23 protein-coding genes and 1 pseudogene are annotated in these 21,256 nt (G+C 33.1%); 2 read left to right on the top strand and 22 right to left on the bottom strand.

Annotation, left to right across the window (positions count from 1 at the left end; translation table 11 throughout):
* Positions 1-34: 34 nt before the first annotated feature.
* From AADH04_RS01625 to AADH04_RS01605, 5 genes and pseudogenes are all read right to left on the bottom strand, one after another.
* Positions 35-220, bottom strand: coding sequence for a hypothetical protein (locus tag AADH04_RS01625; protein WP_434778514.1), 186 nt, complete (start codon positions 218-220; stop codon positions 35-37).
* Positions 221-1,026: 806 nt separating this feature from the next.
* Positions 1,027-1,578 (bottom strand): DUF3577 domain-containing protein, encoded by a 552-nt coding sequence (locus tag AADH04_RS01620; RefSeq protein ID WP_434778513.1) that lies wholly within the window; start codon positions 1,576-1,578, stop codon positions 1,027-1,029.
* A 1,277-nt stretch (positions 1,579-2,855) separates the two neighbouring features.
* Positions 2,856-2,942, bottom strand: a complete 87-nt coding sequence (locus AADH04_RS01615; protein ID WP_434779774.1) for a hypothetical protein — start codon at positions 2,940-2,942, stop codon at positions 2,856-2,858.
* A pseudogene (locus AADH04_RS01610) lies at positions 2,932-3,161 on the bottom strand (recombinase family protein). Before AADH04_RS01610 ends, AADH04_RS01615 begins: the two are co-directional and overlap by 11 nt.
* Before the next feature lie 201 nt (positions 3,162-3,362).
* Positions 3,363-3,488, bottom strand: a complete 126-nt coding sequence (locus tag AADH04_RS01605; RefSeq protein ID WP_434778512.1) for a hypothetical protein — start codon at positions 3,486-3,488, stop codon at positions 3,363-3,365.
* A gap of 414 nt (positions 3,489-3,902) precedes the next feature.
* Here AADH04_RS01605 and AADH04_RS01600 point away from each other — a divergent pair, with 414 nt between their 5' ends.
* Positions 3,903-4,361, top strand: coding sequence for a hypothetical protein (locus AADH04_RS01600; protein WP_434778511.1), 459 nt, complete (start codon positions 3,903-3,905; stop codon positions 4,359-4,361).
* 98 nt (positions 4,362-4,459) lie between these two features.
* On the opposite strand, the gene AADH04_RS01595 is transcribed toward AADH04_RS01600, so the two are convergent.
* The 5 genes from AADH04_RS01595 to AADH04_RS01575 all read right to left on the bottom strand — a co-directional run bounded on the left by AADH04_RS01595 (position 4,460) and on the right by AADH04_RS01575 (position 9,944).
* On the bottom strand, positions 4,460-6,379 hold the full coding sequence (locus tag AADH04_RS01595; RefSeq protein ID WP_434778510.1) for a hypothetical protein: 1,920 nt from the start codon (positions 6,377-6,379) through the stop codon (positions 4,460-4,462).
* A 449-nt stretch (positions 6,380-6,828) separates the two neighbouring features.
* Positions 6,829-7,536 (bottom strand): DUF6602 domain-containing protein, encoded by a 708-nt coding sequence (locus tag AADH04_RS01590; RefSeq protein ID WP_434778509.1) that lies wholly within the window; start codon positions 7,534-7,536, stop codon positions 6,829-6,831.
* Positions 7,533-8,465: an AAA family ATPase gene (locus AADH04_RS01585; RefSeq protein ID WP_434778508.1), complete on the bottom strand. Its 933-nt coding sequence runs from the start codon at positions 8,463-8,465 to the stop codon at positions 7,533-7,535. The genes AADH04_RS01590 and AADH04_RS01585 overlap by 4 nt, the downstream gene beginning before the upstream one ends.
* Positions 8,465-8,971 (bottom strand): hypothetical protein, encoded by a 507-nt coding sequence (locus tag AADH04_RS01580; RefSeq protein WP_434778507.1) that lies wholly within the window; start codon positions 8,969-8,971, stop codon positions 8,465-8,467. Before AADH04_RS01580 ends, AADH04_RS01585 begins: the two co-directional genes overlap by 1 nt.
* 10 nt (positions 8,972-8,981) lie before the next feature.
* Complete coding sequence (locus tag AADH04_RS01575) at positions 8,982-9,944, bottom strand: CBASS oligonucleotide cyclase (protein ID WP_434778506.1); 963 nt, start codon at positions 9,942-9,944, stop codon at positions 8,982-8,984.
* 260 nt (positions 9,945-10,204) lie between these two features.
* Between AADH04_RS01575 and AADH04_RS01570 the strand changes: the two genes are divergently transcribed.
* Positions 10,205-10,921 (top strand): NYN domain-containing protein, encoded by a 717-nt coding sequence (locus AADH04_RS01570; RefSeq protein WP_434778505.1) that lies wholly within the window; start codon positions 10,205-10,207, stop codon positions 10,919-10,921.
* Positions 10,922-10,962: 41 nt separating this feature from the next.
* On the opposite strand, the gene AADH04_RS01565 is transcribed toward AADH04_RS01570, so the two are convergent.
* From AADH04_RS01565 to AADH04_RS01510, 12 genes are all read right to left on the bottom strand, one after another.
* Positions 10,963-11,820, bottom strand: a complete 858-nt coding sequence (locus AADH04_RS01565; RefSeq protein ID WP_434778504.1) for a TniB family NTP-binding protein — start codon at positions 11,818-11,820, stop codon at positions 10,963-10,965.
* A gap of 14 nt (positions 11,821-11,834) precedes the next feature.
* Positions 11,835-12,233 carry a hypothetical protein gene (locus tag AADH04_RS01560; protein ID WP_434778503.1) on the bottom strand — a complete coding sequence of 133 codons (399 nt, stop codon included), beginning with the start codon at positions 12,231-12,233 and terminating at the stop codon, positions 11,835-11,837.
* A gap of 30 nt (positions 12,234-12,263) precedes the next feature.
* Positions 12,264-12,857 carry a hypothetical protein gene (locus AADH04_RS01555; protein ID WP_434778502.1) on the bottom strand — a complete coding sequence of 198 codons (594 nt, stop codon included), beginning with the start codon at positions 12,855-12,857 and terminating at the stop codon, positions 12,264-12,266.
* 39 nt (positions 12,858-12,896) lie between these two features.
* Positions 12,897-13,295, bottom strand: coding sequence for a hypothetical protein (locus tag AADH04_RS01550; RefSeq protein ID WP_434778501.1), 399 nt, complete (start codon positions 13,293-13,295; stop codon positions 12,897-12,899).
* Complete coding sequence (locus AADH04_RS01545; RefSeq protein ID WP_434778500.1) at positions 13,288-13,986, bottom strand: hypothetical protein; 699 nt, start codon at positions 13,984-13,986, stop codon at positions 13,288-13,290. The genes AADH04_RS01550 and AADH04_RS01545 overlap by 8 nt, the downstream gene beginning before the upstream one ends.
* On the bottom strand, positions 13,987-14,568 hold the full coding sequence (locus tag AADH04_RS01540; protein ID WP_434778499.1) for a YcbK family protein: 582 nt from the start codon (positions 14,566-14,568) through the stop codon (positions 13,987-13,989). It abuts the gene before it with no gap.
* A complete protein-coding gene (locus AADH04_RS01535) occupies positions 14,565-15,455 on the bottom strand; it encodes a recombination-associated protein RdgC (protein ID WP_434778498.1) in 891 nt (296 codons plus the stop codon). Before AADH04_RS01535 ends, AADH04_RS01540 begins: the two co-directional genes overlap by 4 nt.
* A 13-nt stretch (positions 15,456-15,468) precedes the next feature.
* The gene (locus AADH04_RS01530; protein WP_434778497.1) at positions 15,469-15,678 is read right to left on the bottom strand and encodes a hypothetical protein; all 210 of its coding nucleotides are present in this window, start codon (positions 15,676-15,678) and stop codon (positions 15,469-15,471) included.
* A 14-nt stretch (positions 15,679-15,692) separates the two neighbouring features.
* A complete protein-coding gene (locus AADH04_RS01525; protein ID WP_434778496.1) occupies positions 15,693-17,759 on the bottom strand; it encodes a DNA topoisomerase 3 in 2,067 nt (688 codons plus the stop codon).
* A gap of 177 nt (positions 17,760-17,936) precedes the next feature.
* A complete protein-coding gene (locus AADH04_RS01520) occupies positions 17,937-18,383 on the bottom strand; it encodes a single-stranded DNA-binding protein (protein WP_434778495.1) in 447 nt (148 codons plus the stop codon).
* Between the two features lie 1,089 nt (positions 18,384-19,472).
* Positions 19,473-20,069 carry a hypothetical protein gene (locus AADH04_RS01515; RefSeq protein ID WP_434778494.1) on the bottom strand — a complete coding sequence of 199 codons (597 nt, stop codon included), beginning with the start codon at positions 20,067-20,069 and terminating at the stop codon, positions 19,473-19,475.
* Entirely contained in the window at positions 20,070-21,203 is a 1,134-nt protein-coding gene (locus AADH04_RS01510; protein ID WP_434778493.1) for a PFL_4669 family integrating conjugative element protein, read from the bottom strand.
* Positions 21,204-21,256: the final 53 nt, after the last annotated feature.

Below are 21,256 nucleotides of genomic sequence, written 5' to 3'. Positions count from 1 at the left end.
AGGATAATATATCCCCAATAGGGTTGTCATAAAATTAAGGGTTTAGTCTTTGAGTAAATAAGTTGTTTTCTAAAGCATACAGTGCAGCATCTTCAGTTTCATAATACTCTACAGATTCACGGCTAACAGGTCCATCTTCATCAAAAGTACCAATATAAAAACCATTTGCAGAATGCAAAATTTCTAAAGGTAATGCTGCTATTGTGCCAAATTGAGTCATAATATATCTCCAATAAAAAAAGGGGATATATATACCCCTGATGGAGATAATATATCCCCATAGGGTTGAAAGAAGCTGGCCATAACGATTACCAGCATCAACTGATCATTGTGATCAATCAAGATTAAAAAAGGGTTCATTCACCTAATGGTGGCTATCCTTAAAACGAACTGGATAACAGTTTATTTTTTGATGAAATAAACAAAACATATAAATTCTTTTAGTTATCCACAAAAACTGTGGATAATTTTGTGAAAATGATCGCTAACATTCAGAATTAAATCATAATCATTACATTGCTTAATTATTAAGCAATTATGTGTTTTTACCCATGACCTCTAAAAAGTCTAAAGGCCATGAATAATCAACATATATTATTGCTTGAAAGCCTGACATTTGCGTGGTTGTCGTACCAAGATTATATTTAATGTCATATTAAATAAGCAATCAATGAATAATTGCTTATTTAATATGACTGAGATAATGAACATAAATGAGGAGTACAAAAAAGGGAACCTTCACACAAGTGCGAAGGTCATGTTCAAACACAGATTTATTTTTGTTTAAAAATAAAAAGATTAATACTAGACGGTTTTATTAGAACCAAGTTTCATAAAAAGGCCCGAATACCCAAAAGGGTAGTTGTTCCTGAGTTCGGACTGAACAACACATTCATTTTTAGCTGAAATGAACAAAACAGTTGTAAAAAAAGAATCTTTTTAAAATTTCCGATATTATATCATAATATTTTAAAAAAACACCTTATATTTGAAAAAAGGAAGCCAAAGGCTTCCTAATTTCGAGGGTTAAAACGGATCATTGTTTTCAGGTGCAGCTGCTTCAGTTGGTTTAGTCTCAGGTTGAACTGGTTCTTTTTCAACTTCAGGTTGTGCTTCTGAAGGTACTTCAACTTTAGGTGTTTCTTCTTCAACTTCAGTGATTTCATCATCTTTTTTGGGAGCGGTATAAAGACGTTCGCCATCAATGTTAATAAAATCAATTTTAAGTAAACGACCTTTGATTGAAGCAATCGTTTTACCGTAACTTTCAAAAGTTTCAGCTCTAGTATCAGATGCAGTAAAACCAATAAAAACAACAGGTTTTTTAACATCTTTATCTTTACTCATTAAGTCTGGGTATTTCTTAACCAAATGCTTAACAAGTTTTAGAGCTTCAGTACCTTTTACATCTAAGTCTAAACGACTTTTTTGTGGATTATCTGATTTGCCACGTAAAGCTTGAACTGTAACGCTAAATCCATGACCATCACTATGAGTACGAGGGTTATTTAAAAAACCCAAACCACTTACAGTTAAGTTAAAGAATTTAGTTTCAGGGTTGTGATTAGTTTGATTCATGATATATCTCCGATTTTAAAAATAAAAAAGGGGATATATCTCCCTTATGAGGATAATATATCCCCAAAAGGGTTAAATAAAAAGCCAGCAATAGCGATTACTGGCAACAACCGACCGATGAGGTCAATTAAGATTAAATGTAGGTCCGTTCATCTAAAAGATGGTTATTCTTGAAACGAACTGAATAACGTGCATATTTTTTAATGAAATATACAAAACATGTGTAATGCTTTTATCTTAAGAAGTTCTACATTAAAAGTCAAGCACTTTTAATTTTCTTCACTGTTAATTTCTTTTGTTACCTCTTCAGCGTAAAGGGATTAAAATTAAAGTTTAATTTAGATTACTGCTTCATTATAGAAAAAGGGGAAATATACCAAGCCCGAGTAGGGATTAATATAATATCCCCACTAGGTTTTAAAATATATCATTAGATTCAGTGATAGCAATGAATTAGACAGCCAAGATTAAAATAGGAGTGACTAGATAAAACGGAAATTATCCCACGGTAGCATAGCCTCTTGTGTTAATTTGCCGAGACTCAAAAGATCGTTTCTTGAATATCAGCATAGCGCTCTCCGTTTGTACAAGCACAAAAGCACAAGCCACCTCTCTAGGTGGCTTGTTTTGCTAGCCGCTGCGGGCTCCAGACATGATGAGTTTTAAAACTAAAAGGACAGAACCATGAACAACATTATGGGGTGCTTATCTCATATCTATTTGTTGATACCAAAATTATCGCCTTTAGTATCAGTTCTAATGATAAGCTGCCACATCTGAAACGCATAGTAAATATTTTTTTGTGCTGTCAATATATGCAGACATTATTTTATCCTTATTGTATATAATAATTGATACAAGAATATGGAGATTAAATAAATTATTTCAAGATAGATACATGAAATTTATTTCACATGGTTGCATGGTTGATATTACATTACTAGGTCTTATGTCAAGATAACAGTAAATGCACTTTATAGTGCGGAAAGGCTAAAAGCATTTTTATGCAATTACAAAAAGATGTCTTATGTTAATCGCAGTCCCTCTCTTCAGGTAAAAAATCCTTTCGATTTCCCATAAAATCTTTTAAGTCCGAATTGTCTTTATTTGTTTCTAATAAATCAAAAAAAAGCCTGCCAATTAGGGTTAGTTTTAATTTCCGTTTCTTTATTATTCATGTTTATTACGCACTAAAAATGCAATAAGTTTAATTTTCCCTGATTGTGCCACTATCTACCTCTTTTTCAAAAGTTATGGATCAATAATAAGTGAGTCTTCTATCTTTTTTGTTCAGAAGCAGGAACCCATCGATATAGAGTTGGAATAGAGACACCGAGATTTTTTGCCACATCTCTAGGAGGCATGCCACTGAGTAAAAGTTTTTTTTGCTGATTCTATCTTACTACGTTTACGTCCTCCAGTACGCCCAAGCTTACGGGCAATGGCCAGCCCTGCTCGAGTACGTTCAACCATTAACTCACGCTCCATTTCAGCTAAACTTGCCATCATATGAAAAAAAATCGACCAGATGGTGTACCTGTATCAATAGTATCTGTGATACTTTTAAATTGAATTCCTTGCATGTGAAGCTGACCTACGAGATCAACTAATTGTTTAACACTACGCTCTAAGCGAAATAGTTTTTATCAACAAACATAGTATTATGCAAAAACACTAAAGAAGGTTTTGGTTCCATTGAACCTCAAACGCGGGCTAGGTCTTAAGCGTAAAAGAGAATACAAAAAGCCTACAAGCATTCATATCCAAGCTTGTAGGCTTTTCCATCATTTTGTGTTTTTACTAGGTTTTAACGCAGGGGTATTTCCAGGGGTGCTTTTATTATCACGACGACGTTGATCAAGTTTTCCTGTCGATTTAGCAGTCGGTTTTGGGCCAGGTTTAAGAGCCATTCTATTAATCCTTATCGATATTTATGAGGGATATTCCTCAATTATAAAGTATGGGCATAATCTAAAGTTTCAATAGCCTACGCTTAGATTTACGTCGTAGTGAATAAAATTAATTAGCTTTGATCATTTAGGGGGCTGATGCTCAGCGGAACAAAAATCCACCATTATGCAAATATGCTAACGTACAATAATTTCCGTTTTATCTAGTCACCCCAAATAGGATTCGTTCATCTGACGATGGTTCTTCCCAAAACGAACTGAATAACATGCTTATTTTTTAATGAAACAAGCAAAACATTAAAGTACATTTATCTTATTTGAATTTTCAAAAAAATCAATATATCTTTAAAAATAAACCCTATTTCAAAAATTGTTATTTATAATACATTTGAATTTCACATAAAAGGACAAATCATGCAAAACAATGAAATAATGAAAGCACTGTTTATTCAACAACGTTTTTTGATTTTAAACTCTATATACACTTCAGATTTTATGCCTGAGGCTTATGTATACGCTTGGGAAGTTGGTGTTTTTCCATATTTAGATGATGAAGATGATGATAATCTATATTTGGCGCATAGTCCTTATAAAAATTTCTTTAATGTAGAAGAAGAAATGGTATTAAAAATCGTTGAATATCTTGATGAAAAATTTATAAATGAAGAACCTATTACTTTTTATGAGCTTGAATCTACATTTGGAGGTAAATCAAATAGAGTTCCGTTAATGCATGTATGTCGTTATGTATTTCTAAAAGGTTTATTTGATGAAGAGTTTTGGAAAAACTTAGTTGAGTCAGAAAAGACTCCTGCCGCTCCAATAGAAGCGAAATCTATTATTAAACCTTATTCAAAACCAAACTATATCTAAAATATTTATAGAAAAATCTTAAATTATATGTTTCGGCAATAAAGTAATATGTACATTAATATACACTATATATTAATGTACATATTTTGAGTAATTATCTATGTTTTTTCAAAAAAACCATTTAAATGCAATTCTTTGATTCTGGTAAAGAGGCGTATAGAAGTAGTTATATCGTCATTACGATCATGTTGGACTGTACAGAAGTAAAATTTTTTGCCTCTTTGGGCATATTCTTCAGCTGCTCCGCCAAAAGAACCATACATTAAAGCTCTTTTGGTAAATTTATAAATACTGCTTTCATCAATTGGTTGGAAGCCACTGACAGCTAGAAGAGCCATAGCGAATGCTTGAGATTTTCTGGGTTCAATATCTAAAATATAAATATAGCGCCCCTCATAAAGACACTGAGCAACAATAAATCCTCTAAGTTGATTTTGGTCATTTAAATGTCTTTTATAACGTTTGCTATTGAAAGGACTGAATCTATTTACGATACATCCATCCATTATTAGGTGGTTATGTACAGGTAGGAGCTCACAAGAGATTTTTGTTAAGTTATCTGAGTGATTATTTTGTAAACTTATAAAAATTTTAATAACATTTAAAACTGATTTTAAACCAAGTGGGGGAGATGATTCTGAAATTATATTATTTTCAATTGGTTGAATATATAAATCATTTTTTTTAGGCTCACCCACACCAACTGAATCAGTGTCAACCTCTCCAGATATTTTATTAACTTTGGCTGACTTATAATATTGTGCTTCTTTTTCTGTTTTTCCTAATTCTTCAAAATCTGTTAACTCGAATTGACAGCCTATTGATTCATTTTCATACGCTGTAATATCATTTGAAGGAGGATGATCTGTTTCAACAATAGTAGGACGGTCACTTTCTTTTTTTGTTCGTTTTTCTTTTGTGCCTTCAAAAGCTAATTTTAACTCATCAGGTTGATTTTCATGCTTATCATTTCGATTTTTACGATCACAAAATAATCCTGTATATTCGGTTTGACTTTCTACAAATAGAATTTTTGTTACATACAAAGCCCATGTTGATGATTTATTTTCCTCATGATAATTCATATATTTTGCATATACTTTTAAATTAACATTGTTACTATAAGGGAATTGACATTTAATTCTGAGCCCATGTGAATCAGAATTTAGATCATGTGCTTTCTGGAAATGATTTTTCATTAGTTTTAATGAATCTGTGGCTTGCTTATCAGCAAGAAGCTTTGCTAATATAGGCCCAAATTTATCTGCTACTTCTTTATGTAGAATTATTCTAAATACAGTCGGATCCTCAACTAAAAAACCACTATTCTCTACATCACAAAGTTTTTCAATATGCCCCATCATCATATGAGTACAAAATTTATTATGTAGAGCAAAAAATGCTTGAAATATTGTCCATGAGCTGATCACAACACGTTCATATTTTGATACGTTATTGAATATAGTAACCCATGCTCCTTTACGAATATTGTTGTCTGAAAAAAACAGAACATCATCTGTAAGAATTTTCTTCCACTCCTTAGACTGTTGCTCATTAGTGATGTTAGCATTACCTTCCCGCGAAAGAGGGTAGATATTCGCTTTGTTCCCATCAACTTTAATTGAAAACTCTTTATGAGCACAATATAAAGATTGACGTTGTCCATTTTTATATACATCTCCAATATTTAAATGAATAGCCCAGCCAAGTTTCATATAAACAATTGCTCTATTTTGAGCAATTTCGCTCCATTCTTCTTTTAAGCTATCAATTTGACTTGTATTTAAATTATCATGCTGGTTTTTTGAGTTATAGTAAGCAGCTATTTGATCTATATCGGAATTAGAGAAGAATTTCACATCTGCTATATTTGTCGTTTGATGAAGATTTGTGCTCAACTTTACTAGATAGACATTAATATAAATATTGTCATCATGTCCAAGGAAAAGATGATCTATATACTCAATTCTCCATAATTGATCATCCTGAGGGAAACTATTTAATAATCTATCTACCATATCAATTTCCCTTTTTGGCTAATCATTTCAGATAGATTTATTTGTTGATTTAATAAATATAAAATAAACAAAGACATAAGCAATCTCCAGCTTATATCAAATAGAGTAAACTATTAATAGAGCTTAGAAAAGCAAAAAACTTGCATCTCTTATCACAAAAAGCTAGAATTAATGTTATAGTAAAAAAGCAAAGAAAATCTGCTATTCCTCTTGGGAATAAATGCTTTAGAATTACTCTGTATATAATTTTGATTTTTATTACTGGTTTAGGTGTTGGCGCACTTAAACCAGTTTGCTTTTGTAGTATGCTTTTTCTCTCAATAAGGTACCTATTTGATTTGGTTGTAAAAAATTAAATTGAGAATAAATGAATATTTTATTCATGTCAAATATCAAGTTATTTATTATTGGTGGTACTTTGTTTTACTTAATTTACTCAAGCAATAATTTTATAACCATTTTGAATAAGCGAGAATATCTATCATAGGAACTGTTCCACAACTTTGTAATCTTGATATTAGTTGGAATAAAAAAGCTGTAACCGCTTTATCTGAGTTTATCAGAGAATATGTAGTATCTTCATTTTTTATAAAATAACCATGAGTAGCGGTGCATCCCATGTCAAGAATGCCTTCTTTTGCTAAAGACTCATGGAGAAAATCACCTAGTGGTGGTTTCCAGTCACTTTCTAATGTTAGTATCCCACCAATAATATTTATTGGTGGTTTAGCTGGATAACACCCCCCTGCATGAGGTATTGGTAGAGAAGTTGGACATAGAGCTCTCACACTATTGATTTTCTCATTAGCATAACTCACCATTTTGGAATTAATGGTTTGTTTTGCTTCAAATACCGCATAAACACTTTCAATAGGTATAATATTTTGCTCTTTGAAAGTAAAGACAAAAGGTGAATACTGACGGTCGAAAATTACAATATCCATTTGCTGGCTAAAATTATTCTTACTATCAACTATATGTGCTTTTATAGCTCGATATCTTTCAGGTAAATAAGTATTAAAAAGATCAATCCATACGTTTTCAGAACAATCACCTTTTGTTCCAGGATGTTCAAAAGACTCTCTTGCAATTTCTAGCTCTCTTGTAAGATTCTTATGAAGATTTTCTAATAATAAAGACAGAGACCATTTACTCATAGGCTATCCTCAAGAAACGGTTTAGTTGGCACAAATGATTTAGCAATTTCAAGTGCTCGCGTAGGTTCTATTTTTTTTGTTGGGTAAGCATCTAAGATAATCGCAGGAGTAAGCCTCTGAACTATATCAGAGAAAGTAAACCCAAATTTTCTTTCTTTTGTGGGGCCAGTGGCTTCTACTAGTTTCATAATATCTTCATCATTAAACTCAAAAGGGGAAAATAATGAAGTAATAACATCTTTTCTTTTATTATCATCTGGACGTTCAAAAGTTAGAACTTCAGCAGCTCTACGCCTAATTGCAGGATCTAAAGCATTTACTCTATTAGTACACATAATCACTGCGACTGGCAATTTGGCATGTGTAATACGATCAATTCCTCTTATAAAAGCATTTACTCCCGCTTTATCTTCATGATGCATCTGACTAGACTCTCTTGATTGTGCTAGCGCATCAGCCTCATCAATTAATAAAATAATGCCACCAGTGACCTTATTTGAGTGTTTCAACTTTTCAGCTTCGGTTATGGTATGTTTAAATGCAGCACTAATTAGTTGAGTCATCTCGCCAACTCGTCCTTGTCCTCTGGAAGATAAGCTTAATGGAAATAAAGTAATATCTATTTTCTCTTGTCTAGCAACAAAATCACCTATAGTTTCTGCCAATTCTGATTTACCAGAGCCAACATCCCCTGCTAATACAACAAGCGATGGTCTAGATAAAACGATACTCATAATATCATCAACATTTGAATAATATTTTTCTGCCCATCTTTTTAATCCATCTTTATTTATTAATAGCCCTAATATTTTAGAGAGATTAGAGATTTTATCATCCAGTCCGATTAACTTAGAGAACCTTTCCTGCGCCTCAGGATCAGGAAAGGAAATAGGGTTGTCAAATAGTTCATTAATACTAGTTTGTGTCATTAATAACTCCTTACAGAAGATCGAGAAAGCGAATGCCCACCAGATGAGTACGTTTTGTCTGACTCTAAATATCCATTAACTTTTGGCTCTTCTGCTCCAGTTCTTTTAAATGGTAATTTATCTTTAAAGTCTGATTTCTCTTGAGCTGAAAGTTGATTCCATTTACTTGTATATGTTAAATAACTTGAAAAGCTAGCATCTTCGACATTTTTCCCTGGTCTAATTTTACCTGGGTCATCATCTACATTTATCCCTTGTAATTCTGAACTGTTATAAATTAGAGTTGGTTCTATCCAATTGCCTTCTTTTTTGAAACCATAAATAACTTTATTTAGATAGCCATATTTGATTAGTTGTATGATTTCCTCTTCATAAGCCAAAATATCATTATCAGAAGGTTTTCCATAAAAACGTTGTATTCTTTTTAAATCTGTGATGACCTTAGAAGCGAGATGCTTAGCATAAGTAATCGTAACAGTATCTGTTGTTGTATAACTTGAACTCATATTTTCTCACCTATACACTAAAAGTCGAACCAAAAACTTTTTGCCAATAGTAAAGTGTTTTTTCTTTTGTAGGAGCTACTAATGCTGCATCAATTGCATCTCCAGCATCTAAAGCGGCCTCTACAATCTTATCTACATTGCTTTGGCTATATAGCTTTGCTGCGTTATTCTTCGAATTAACAGGGTCAATAATCTGTATGATGTCACTAAACTTGCTTGCCTTTGATTTATCATAATAATCAGAGAAAGAGATTTGCTCTTCTAAGTTTGTACGTGCTATATAAGTAAAGAAGCTTTGTAGTGCTTCTGGATAATCAGACAAATCTTGGCCCTTATCTGATAAATGTGCAAGAATAAGCTCAATCATGAAAGACTTAAACCTAAAATCAGGGTCTTCTTTTTTTTGTTTTTTTGCCCAAAATTTGATTAACCTAACAATTTGTGCAAAATGAGGGTCATTTGCTTTCCTCTTGCGAATAAACTCTAAATGTCTTGGGATACAGGTCTCTAATAAGTCACCGTTCTCTTTACTAACCAAACAACCATACCAATCAGGATCACCATCATAAATAATTGGTACAATATCAACATCTAATCCCGTTCCTCTAAATGAGACACAGATACTATAATTTTGTCGTGTTACTTGATCTGGGGTAAAATTTGGAAAAGCTGTTTTTAGTTTATCTTCAAGATAATTCAATAGAGCATCAATGTCTCTAGGTACATCCGAACCCGAAATGTAGCAAGCCAAATCAATATCGTTTATGTCTTTTAATGAAGTTCCTTTGGCTAGGCTACCTGACATGAGAATTTTTTTTAACGAAAATTCTTTATGTTCCTTCAGATAATTTTCTAATTTTTCTTTTAGCCTACCAGCTTGTTCACGATATTTTTTAGCAAAATCAGCTTTTAAATTAACTTTATTTTCAGCAAAATTTTTAATATCTTTGTGATCTACATGAAGCCGACTCATTTTCTCTCCTTTATTTTTAAGTATTTTCTATAAATGAGGCTAGATTTTTTTATTTCAAGATAATATTTTATCTTTTTTAACAAACTTTTTAGCCGCTAAAAAAAATAATAAACCTTATTAACTGTTGAATAAGATTAAATTAATTTCAAAAAAATTTATAATAATGATAATGTTTCTACATCCAATGAATATGTACTTTTTGAATAAAAACTTTGTGCTAAAATAGTCTCAATTAAGCTCATATTAAAACAACCAACATCATGCAATCCGATCCCACAAAAATAGCTATTCTCATTGATGTCGAAAATGTCCCAGTTGAACATATCAAAAAATCATTAGAACAAATTAAAACTTTAGGTTTAATTAAAAGCATTCGTGCGTATGCAGATTGGTCGACTATCTCAGCAACTACTAAAACAAAATGGACCCAATTAGTTAATCACTATGCTATAGAAACAATTCAGCATTTTAAAAATGCACAAAAGAACTCCAGTGATTTTTCTTTAATAATAGATGCAATGGATTTGTTATATAGTAAGGAGTTTGCTTGCTTTTGTATCATTTCCAGTGACTCAGACTTTCAACAATTAGCTATACGAATCAGACAAGATGGAGTTCAGGTTTATGGCTATGGTGAAGAAAAAACACCAAAAATTTATCAAATAGCCTGTAATAAATTCACAGTATTAAAAAGTCAGGTTGCTCCTCAAAAGACAGATCAAACTAAAAAGGCAACACCTAAACAATTAAAAGATAAAAATATCGCTCTTACACTCATCCAAAGTGCATGCACTCAGTGTGAAAGTAAAGATGGTTGGATTTACTTAGGTACATTGGCTAAAACCATTAAAGGCATAGAAGAGAGGTTTTCTACAAAAGACTATGGTCATGCAACTCTATCAAAATTACTCAAAGCATGCCCTACACATTTTGAGCTGGATAACAGAAACTCAAATGTTCGGCTACTGAAGTATTGATGAAAATAAGATATATTTTATTTGTGCATAACCATAAAAATTCATGAGGTATGTGAAATACAACTTATATCAATTTTTTCTTTCCCTGTTTCAATCGCGTAAATAGCTGCTTTGTTTAATAATAAGATCATTTCACCAATTTTTCCTTGAGTTTTGATAAAGATAGATTTTGAGAGTTTAGGTTCTATTAAATGAGATGCTTCTTTTAGTGGCAAAACCATTTCAAAACTGGTCAATAATCTTAAAAATTCATAATTGTATTGCCATCTAGGTAAGAACACTATATTAAATAGACTAGGTAATAGAGCAGTTGTATAGAATATGGATAGAACCTGGCTTGTTCCCAGTGCTACTATAGGAATTGATAATTCTTTTCCTAAAGAATAAAGAGCATCAAGATAACGTTTTTGTTGATCATGGGGTGCAAACCTGATGTATTCAACTTCATCAATGACAATCATCCCTAAATCAATTTTGCGTAACAAGTGAATAAGCCTATTACACTTGTTTTCTATAGACTCATTATGACAATAAGGCTCAAATAATTTATGTAAAATATCACCATATAATTGACCAACATCGGCATTTGATGATGCTTTAAGATAGAGTACAGGTAGTTTTAATTTAGGCTGAAGATCATCTACAGGATGTCTTTGTCTGAATTTATTAATTAACTCAGTTTTGCCGTTATTATTATCCCCAATAATCAACAAATTTGATGGCGTATTTTGTGTAGAAAGGGACAATATAGGTGGTTGCAATAAATGATTCAATTTTTTTAAAATAAGAGCAGCATGAGAATATTCAATCCACTTTTTGGCCTGAATATATCGTATTCTTTGCTCATTTGATTCTTGAGTTTTTTCTGCGGTTTTTTCTAAAAGATGCGCATAAGTCATGAGTATTGCTCCCGTTAGTCATCATCTTGATCATCAGGTTCTTCGATGCAGTCAAATGGTTTGATATGTGTATAACAATGTGGATGGGTTTGGGGTATGGTTGGTGTATCCTGAATTGGTGAGTGTTTTAACTGTTTAAAGAGGAATAGAAACAATTCTTTTGAAACAGGTATTTTTCCCTCTAAAATGAGCTGGTGATTTTCAACCGAAAAACGATAGCTGGTCTGACTACCTCTAAGATTACAATTGGCTTGCTCGAGAAGCTGGCACAGTTTTACCATCTCATCTATAAGTAAGCAGTTATTTTCCTCTAATAACAAATGACAATTGTATGTTGACTCTATAATTTCACTATAAAGGTGAGGGTAGTTATTTTCAGTATTAATATCTTGATATAATCGTTTATCATTCATATATTTTGCCTTCGGGAATCAATAGAACTCTTATTTAACATTTTTTTTCATCACACCCTCATGAAGATGTTCAACCATTGTTTTGGGAAGCGATTCAAGTATTTTTTCATCAAAATCCCTATACACAGGAATTTGATGTTCTAATATATATGCTGGTCCAAATAAAAAAGCTCTACTCAATTTTTTACTGAGTTCTTCAACACCAATATTTTTTTGAAGATCAATTGTTGTAAAATATAAACCAGTTTGACACATATGATTAAAAGCATATTGCAGTAATTCAAAATAATGATTAAAGCCAAATACCTGTGAGTGATGTATGACGGTTGAACTTGGTTTTGGTTGTGTCATCGCTTCACTTAATGAGTGAATCATATTGAGTATTTCATCTTCTAAAAAAATTTGAGCTGTATGGGTTGAATGAATCACAGCATGCTTTTTTAGGGAATAATCATCAGCAAATAATAGAAGCCCCGAAAAGTCTGAAACACTGGACTGATTAGAACAACCCTTTAAACATATATTGATTTTTTCTAAGTGATTAAATATCTGTATCAACGCTTCACAATGTGCTTGAATTTTACTTTTAAAAAGTTGAACTTGTGTTTTATGGTCAAATGTCATGATTTTTTCCAATAATATATGCTGAGTGATCAATTAATTTCATGCTGAGCCAAGAGAATAAACAAGTGCGCCATTGTGGTTTTCAGTGACATTGAATAGTTTATAGGTACAAATAAGATGTTGAACAATACCTATAATATCAATGCCATCTGTGACATCAACTTCCGCTGTGGAAGAATAAATACCCCATTGATTTTTAGAAATAATCCCAAGGTTTATACTGTAATCCTTACCATTCAGACCTTCCAAATCAATAGCAAAACACTGTACTCCTTCAAATCTATAGCTTGACAAATACAAACTTTCTAAACCACCGCCTAATTGGATTCTGATATGATGATCCAATGCATTTAAAAGCTTTATACCTATAGAAGTAGGTTCATCTTGTGCCAATGTTTTATTAAATAAGTATTCTTTATTTATATGTTTTTTAGCCATACGTTTTCCCTAAACAGCGCATCCAGAAGGAGTGCTTACGTTTTTGTAACCACCAAAGCTTCAGCAAACTTTGCTCATAACCTAATAGCTCATGATGATTATGATCAATCCAATTAAGATGAATGCTGTAGTGGTCGGTTTTCCAACCAGCTGTGTCTTCACGTTTGAGTAATTTACGTGTTGGAATAACTCTAATCGGTAACTTTTGTACTGTGATTTCTGTTTGAATTTGCTGGTATAACTGATAAAAAAGCTCATCAATCTGGCAATGATTAATTGTGACTCCATGAAGATGAGTAAGACCTCGTTCATATAAATAAAATCGAGCCAAACAACTACGATGATGACCATCATTACCAATATAAAACTTTAGACCATCCATCGTCTTAAAATACATGGTTGGTTGTTTGATCTCAGTATCTAGGTAGTATTCTGGTTTGAATTCAAGTAATGACATATTTAAACGCATTTTATTGCCATGCTGAAGCAAATCAAACCAAGAACAATTTTGATGATCTGAATTTATTGTTCCTACGATATTGAAAACATTTACTGAACCTTGAGCTGTCCAATAGTCTCGACAAATAAATAGCTGTTTTTGTTCAAAATCTTGTTCTGGCCAAGGCTGTAAAACATCATTAGCCCAACAAGGTACATTTTGTTGAACTGAATCTAATAATGATTGATTCATTTACCCTCTCCAGAAACGAACACGACCAGTATCAATATGTACAAAGCTGGAGTAGGTACCCACACCACCAACATGATAATGTTTGGCCATAGCGACTATTTGATTAATTGTGACCCCTCTCATGGTAATATCCGCTGCTTGCCCTGGTATATGCAATGAATTATGTGCAGCACCTTCAATACTTTGATTTCTACGTGCCGTTCTATGACCTGAGTTGAGCGTAATTAATGGGTTTGACACACCAGCTTGTCTCGCCCATTCCTGCATACCATAGAGAAGATTAAATAACCCTACATCCATACTGACCATACTGTTTTGATCTTTGGCATCACGAAACAGCCAACAAGCAGCTTTATATTGTTCTGCATCATATTGTCCATTACGGTAAAAACAGAGTAATTGTTTTTCTCCAGTATCAGCTCGTCTGATTTCTAAGAACCGATCCTTATACCAAAACGATTGATCAATCGTTTCAGCAATAGCATTACCTGGACACAATATGGCAGCAGTTAGAATACTGCCAGAAGTGGCGACAGCAACAGTACCCACTATTGCTTGTTTTAAAAATGCTCTTCGATTCATGATGCCAGCCCACCTAAATGCTCAACTAATTCATTAAAGAGCAAGTTAAGTTCACGAATCATGATGATTTGTGCAGCTGCTATTAATGTTTCTTTATCTTCACCTTCATCACTTGCTTCTTTTTGAAGAACATCTAAAAACTGGATACGTTTGAAAGCAAAGTCTTCAGTCAACACAAAACGCACTTTATCTGCCCAAATAAGCCCCAGTTGAGAAACTCTTTTGGTTTCCAAATGTGCTTTAATTTCATCAGCAGTTAAGTCATGTTTGGAAGCACGTATGCTTGATGCTCCTTCACCAATACCTTTTAATAAGCAATCACTGTCTAAAACAAAGTAACCATCAGCCTGTTTTTGTGTCAACCAAGAGGTCATCAGATCACTTACAGAAGTATGTGTTTTCGCTAAAGCAGCATCTAAGCCACCCATAATTTGCCGTACTTTACTTAATAACTCTTCAGCTGGAGTAGCTGAAGCACTATCAACGAATAAAATATTAGGTGTAAAGTAACCTCTAGTGACCTTTTTACGAGTAAAAGCCCTTGGTAATAAATCATCTGTTATTTGTTCTTTTAATGCTTGTTTTTCTTTTCTGGCAACGTTACGTACTTCTTCAGCTTCGATGGTCTGTATTTTTTCATTGACCAGATCACTTATAACGGCAGCTGGTAAAATTTTTTCTTCTTTTTGTAGAGCAACTTGCACAATGTCTTGTGTTTTGAATACCAATGAGTCATTAGTGTAAATAGGGGGAATAAACCCTTGGGAGAACCAATCTAAACCATTGGGCGCACTGAATGTACATTCTTGGAACACTTCATTTGTAAGATCATTTATTCTATTTTCATTTAGTATAAATGGAATGGCTTGCTTAATAAATAGTGACATATTTCACCTCATTTTAATCAAAAAGAGTTTCTACTTGAGTAAATTCATCATTTTCTAAAGCCGATTGAGCAGAAGCATAACTACTAAAATATTCTTCAGACTCACGGCTTATTGGTCCTTCAGCATTGAATGTGCCAATATAAAAACCGTTGCTAGATTCAAGCACTTGAAGATGTAGAATATAGCCATGCTTTTCAGCCATCTTTCCAAATTTAATTTTCATATTAATACCTTTACTTATTGCATCCACTGAAAGAACCGACATTCAGGAAAACCACTACAACCTAGATACTTTTTACTGGGTTCTTTTTTAAACTCACGTAAAACCAAAGTACCTTGTTTACATGTTGGACAGGCATTACCAACTTTTTCCTTTTTCTGTAATTTTTCGGTACTTTTAGGTGTTTTTTGAGCAAAATTTTGCGATTTAGTGAGCAATTGAGGATTTTTCTTGACCAATTCCTTTGCTTCTTCGACCAACTGAGTAATAAAGTCTTTTTGAACTTGCATAAAAACATCATAAGTTAATTTACCATTCTCAATACCAGACAATGCTTGTTCCCATTTAGCTGTATTTATTGGATCTGCGACAATGGGTGGAATTTTTTCCAATAAAGAACGTGCTTTATGCGTAGAAATTAGCTGTTTTTTAGAATTAACCTCAATGAAACCAACATCAATTAATCGTTTAATGATATTGGCTCTAGTAGCCTCAGTGCCTAATCCTTGAGTATCTTTAAAGATCTTTTTAAGTTGTGGTTGATCTTCTAGCTGTTTCATAATAGAAGAAAGAGATTTCATCTCATCAAGCAAGGAACCCTCAATAAAACGAGGTGGCGGTGACGTTTTACTTTTTATCAGTTGAGCTTCAGCTGGTGTAACTTGATCACCTTCAGTCAATACTGGTAACTGTGTAGCTTGAGCTTGATCTTTACTTTGACTCACAACATCATCTGTAACTTCCTTCCAACCTATCAGTCGGGGAATATTACCAATTGCTTTAAATAGTTCATTTACACAAGACAACTCAATAATAGTTGAATCATATTCATAATCAGGATAAAACTGAGCCACATAACGTTTGACAATCATATTATAAATTTCAAACTCAATTTTAGTCATTTCGCCTAAACTGGATTTGGCCACTTTAGTTGGAATAATGGCATGATGTGACGCTTTGGCGACTTGATTATCATTCCAAACAGAAGCGTCCTTATTTGGATTTGCTTTGGCGACTATCTCTGACCACTGAGGATTGACTTGTACAATAGCAGCCAGTACTTCAGATACTTCTGATTTTTGACTTAAGGGCAAATATCGACAGGGGGTACGAGGATATGAGGTCACTTTATATTTTTCATATAAAGCTTGAGCCACATCCAATACCTTTGCTACTGATATACCCAGCTTTTTAGAAGCTTCTTTTTGCAGCTCAGAAAGAGAATAGGGTAAAGGTGGAGCAGTTTTTTTACGACTCGTTTGAGCAGATATAACCCGTGCAGTTGTATCAGAGGCGTTTAATTGATTAATCAAGCTCAGTACATAAGAAAGGCCAACACAAAACCCATCTGTATTTTTAAGTGTTTCGGGAATTTGCCAGATTGCTTTAAAATGTTCCTTCTGTGCCGTAATAAAAATAGGGTGCAAAGAATAATGTTCATATGGTACAAAGTTTTCAATTATTAAATCTCTTTGAACCACAAGGGATAAAGTAGGGGTTTGAACTCGGCCAATCGAAAGAACACCTTCAACACCTGAACCATATACTACAGTAAACGCACGACTTAAATTCATACCAGTGAGCCAATCTGCATGAGAACGAGCCAAGCCAGCTTGATATAAACCTTCTTTACTTGAACCAGGTAATATCTTTTTTAATGCAGCTTTGATAGAGGCATCATCTAGTGACTGAAGCCATAATCGTGATATTTTTCCCTTATAATGACAATAATCCAGAATCTCTCTGGCGATCACTTCACCTTCACGATCTGCATCTGTAGAGATCACAACAGAATCAGCTTTAGCCAATAATTTTTTAATTAGATTAACCTGTTTTTCAGTTTTCTTTAACGTTTCCATGAGCCACTGATCAGGTATGATGGGTAAGGCATTAATATTGCCAAAATTAGCCAACTCTTCAGAATATGCAGCTGGAGGACTTAATGATATTAGATGGCCATACCCCCAAGTCACAATGACATCACCTTTTTGGTAATAACCATCATGTTTACCACTTAGCACCCCCAAAATTTTACCGATATCCTTAGCTTGGGAAGGTTTTTCACATAAATATAAAGTAGTCATAAACCACCTTTAATCGTAGAGAGCATCAACAAGAAAAGTTCCTGACAGAAATAAGCCAGAAAGATGAATACACATGCAAATAAACCACCCCAAAATAGAAGGGACTTAAGCTCACACCAAATGGCGCGAACCCAAGAACCCACTTCTTGTTTGAGTGATTTTTTTGTCTTAAAAGGCTTAGAACCCTGGATCATCTGGAAGCTCTTCTGGAATATCTTCAGAAACAGATTCAGATGGTTGTGCAGCACGAAGAGTAATCCCTTCGACCCTTGCGTTAAGATGTACACCCAAAGCATCTACACGTACTCTACGACCCACACGTTTGCCTGATCCATCTTTAGCATCATATTCGCGCACATATTCAGTACCCATAACCATAATTGGCGTACCTTTTTTGAGTACAGAAGCAAAATGTTCCGCATTAGGATGCCAATACTCACAAGAACGCCATTCTTCGGATAAAGTACGATAAGTACCATCTTCTAGTTTTTGATTGATTTCTGTACGAACAGAGAATTCAATAACAGAACTGACTTCACCAGCACGTTTTCCAGAACTAACAGGTACAGCTTTAAAAACAGGTGCAGCACCTAAAGTGCCAGTGATAACCACTTGAGTAGACATATAAGTATCTCCAAAAAATTGAAAGAGACTCTATGTCAAACAGGAATAAGAAAAAGGCATTATGGTGAGACCATAATGAAAAAGTGAAATATTACTTTATAAAGTAATATATAAAAGTACAACTATAAGGGTCTGTTTATTTTAAATGTTTAGGTGTAATTGTCAAGAAAAAAACACGATAAAATACCGTATTTTTTATTAAAAAACTTAATAGAGACGTTTTAGATCAGCCTAAATAAGAAGAGCTTTCCAAGTCACCTCAGAAAGCATTCTTTTGAGCACAAATTTTATATTTTGGTTAATACCGTTTAAATTTTAAATGATTTAAAAGTTTTGTCAAGATCATGCACAGTTAGCTTATTCAACTGATCAGCCTGTACAAGAGAATGTAACTTTTTGGCTATGCGTACAAACCTATGTAGCTTATAGACAGATCGACACAAAAAGAAAGAAGCAAAACCAACAATACTAAATAATAAACAATAAAAGTAGGTAAGGTAAGGAATAGCTTCAATTTGTTTAAAGAAATGAATAAAGAACGCCAATCCAAAAACCAATACTGTTAGAAAGACCAACATTAGATTTTTATCATGTATGTACTCTTGTTCTAGTTCATCTTTATTATTAAAAAGAAATAAGAGCAATTCTTTAGACTGTATGTTCATCGTTCACTCAAGACCTAAAAATATCTGTTTAACTTTAACCTTACAAACTTTCAGAACTTTAATACAAGAAACGTAATTAAATTTGAAAGCTTGTACGTTTAATCAGTATCACGTGAGTAGGCAATATAACAAAAACAATTCAACTTGAATAGATCAAATAATTATTATCATTTAATCTTAGTAAATACTTTGGCAAGCCCCTTGCCAGAATTTTTGCAAATAAATACTCTAATTTTGTTGAGTCATTACAACCAGTAGATATGGAAAATTATTGTAAGTAGTTTTTATGATAAAAAAAGCAAGCCTAAAAATGGCTTGCTTAAAGTCGGTTAAGACTACAGTAGTATTGAGTAAACTAGATAACCTAGTGTTACATAATAATTATAATACTAAATAAAAATAATTATCAATGTTATTTAATAGTTTATTTCATCTTTATATCAACCCATTCTGGAATTGATTCAAATTCAGGTTCTGTTTGTATAATCAATTCCACCATTTCTCCAGCTTGTTTAATGGTGTGTTCAGCAATCCGAATACGTTTATTTAAGTTGATCATAATGAGATGAGCTCTATAATGGCATAACATTTCATCATAATTTAAACCTTGTTGTTTCATTAACTCAAACAGTTCTGACCAAGTAAGCGGTTTTTTATTGCCTCTGGTACGACCTCCATTTTTTTCAGGTAGGTAAACCGTCCAAAACAACTCAGTACGACATAAGTTAATAGAAACGGGTAAAACTTTAGGCCATACAATACGAGAAGTGGTAAACAGACTCACATTCACAACAAAAGGCATCTGAGCTGCTTGTTTATGAAACAACTCAGATTGTAGATTTAATCTTTTTAAATCTTCAACGGCCTTTTCTAAAATTGAGAGCCATTGTTTCTTACCTTGAGCAAATTCACTAAATTCAGGTTGATCATATGGCAATTGAAAATGAGATGTTCCCAATTTAAATTGATCATTATTGATTTCCCTAGCTCGTTTTTTAGGTAAGATATAACGTTCTAGCATTTAGTCCTCCATATTTGTATCAACATACTCTTTATTTTCAGAAGTAATTAACCCTAAAGATAAAGCATTTTGTTCCATAACTTTCAAATTCTGTTCATTATACAAAGGTAAAATCGTACAAAAATCAGACATTTTTTTGAATAACAAAATATCAGAAGGAATAGGGCCAAAACTTTCCGTTAACAACTTAAATAACTCAATAACTTCATTAGTAGGATCTACAATTAATACCTTACGTGAAACTTGTGTAATTGCATCTAGTTTGCGCCACTCCATATTAATCATTTCAGTGATAGAACGAACTTTATGAGAAGCAAAGCCAACTAATTTTTCAGCTTCCGTATTTGTAATTGTCGCTTTAATTTTAAGTGACTGAACAGATCTGATTAAATTATCATACTGAGCCAATAAGTCTACCAGTAAATGCCCATAAGGATGATTAAAATCTAACTCTATAGCCAATGGTTCATCAACAGACATCTTACTCATATTAATGCCCATTTTCTTTTTCTTTTCAAAAATTTCATCTACTTGTTCCTGTTTGCTATTCAACAGAAGCTTTGTTCTTTGGATTCTTTGCTCAATAGCAACCAAAGCCCAGTCTGCATAAGGATTATCAGCCTTTGAAAGATTCATAATATTACGCATATATCGGATAGCGACAATCACACCAGTAAACCCTGTTCTGTCTTTAACACCTTTGCGAAGCTGCCCCTGCCACATTCTTAAAGCATGTGGCGTATGAATATACATACTTTCTACATCATCGTTATGTAATTTACCAATTTGCTGGAAGATACGATCTTCATTAGGAAAGATTTCAATTTTTTCAAAATCGACAGAAGTAATAGGGCGACCTCTCCCTTTTTTTGGCATGTTTTTGATGAACGTTTCAAGTGCTTTTTCATGATTTTTATAGTCATGCCAAATTGGGTAGAACGGATCAGTTAAAGCTAAATCATTTAGCTCACGCATTTCTGGAGAGATAAGATTACGTTGAGCAAAAAAATCGTATCCATCTTTGAATGGTGAATCTTTAGATGTTCTAAAGTTTTTGTCCATATTGATATTATCGCAAACAATAATGCCTGGTTTAATAATATACTTTTTCTTGATTACTTGATTGTTACTCATAAGAGTTTCCTTTCATTAATTGACGCATAAATAACAAGTTAAAATCCAAAATT

This window comes from Neisseria sp. Ec49-e6-T10, from assembly GCF_051132615.1.
Lineage (GTDB): Bacteria > Pseudomonadota > Gammaproteobacteria > Burkholderiales > Neisseriaceae.
The sequence above is the reverse complement of the archived record's forward strand: the minus strand, read 5'-3'. Positions and strand labels throughout refer to the sequence as shown.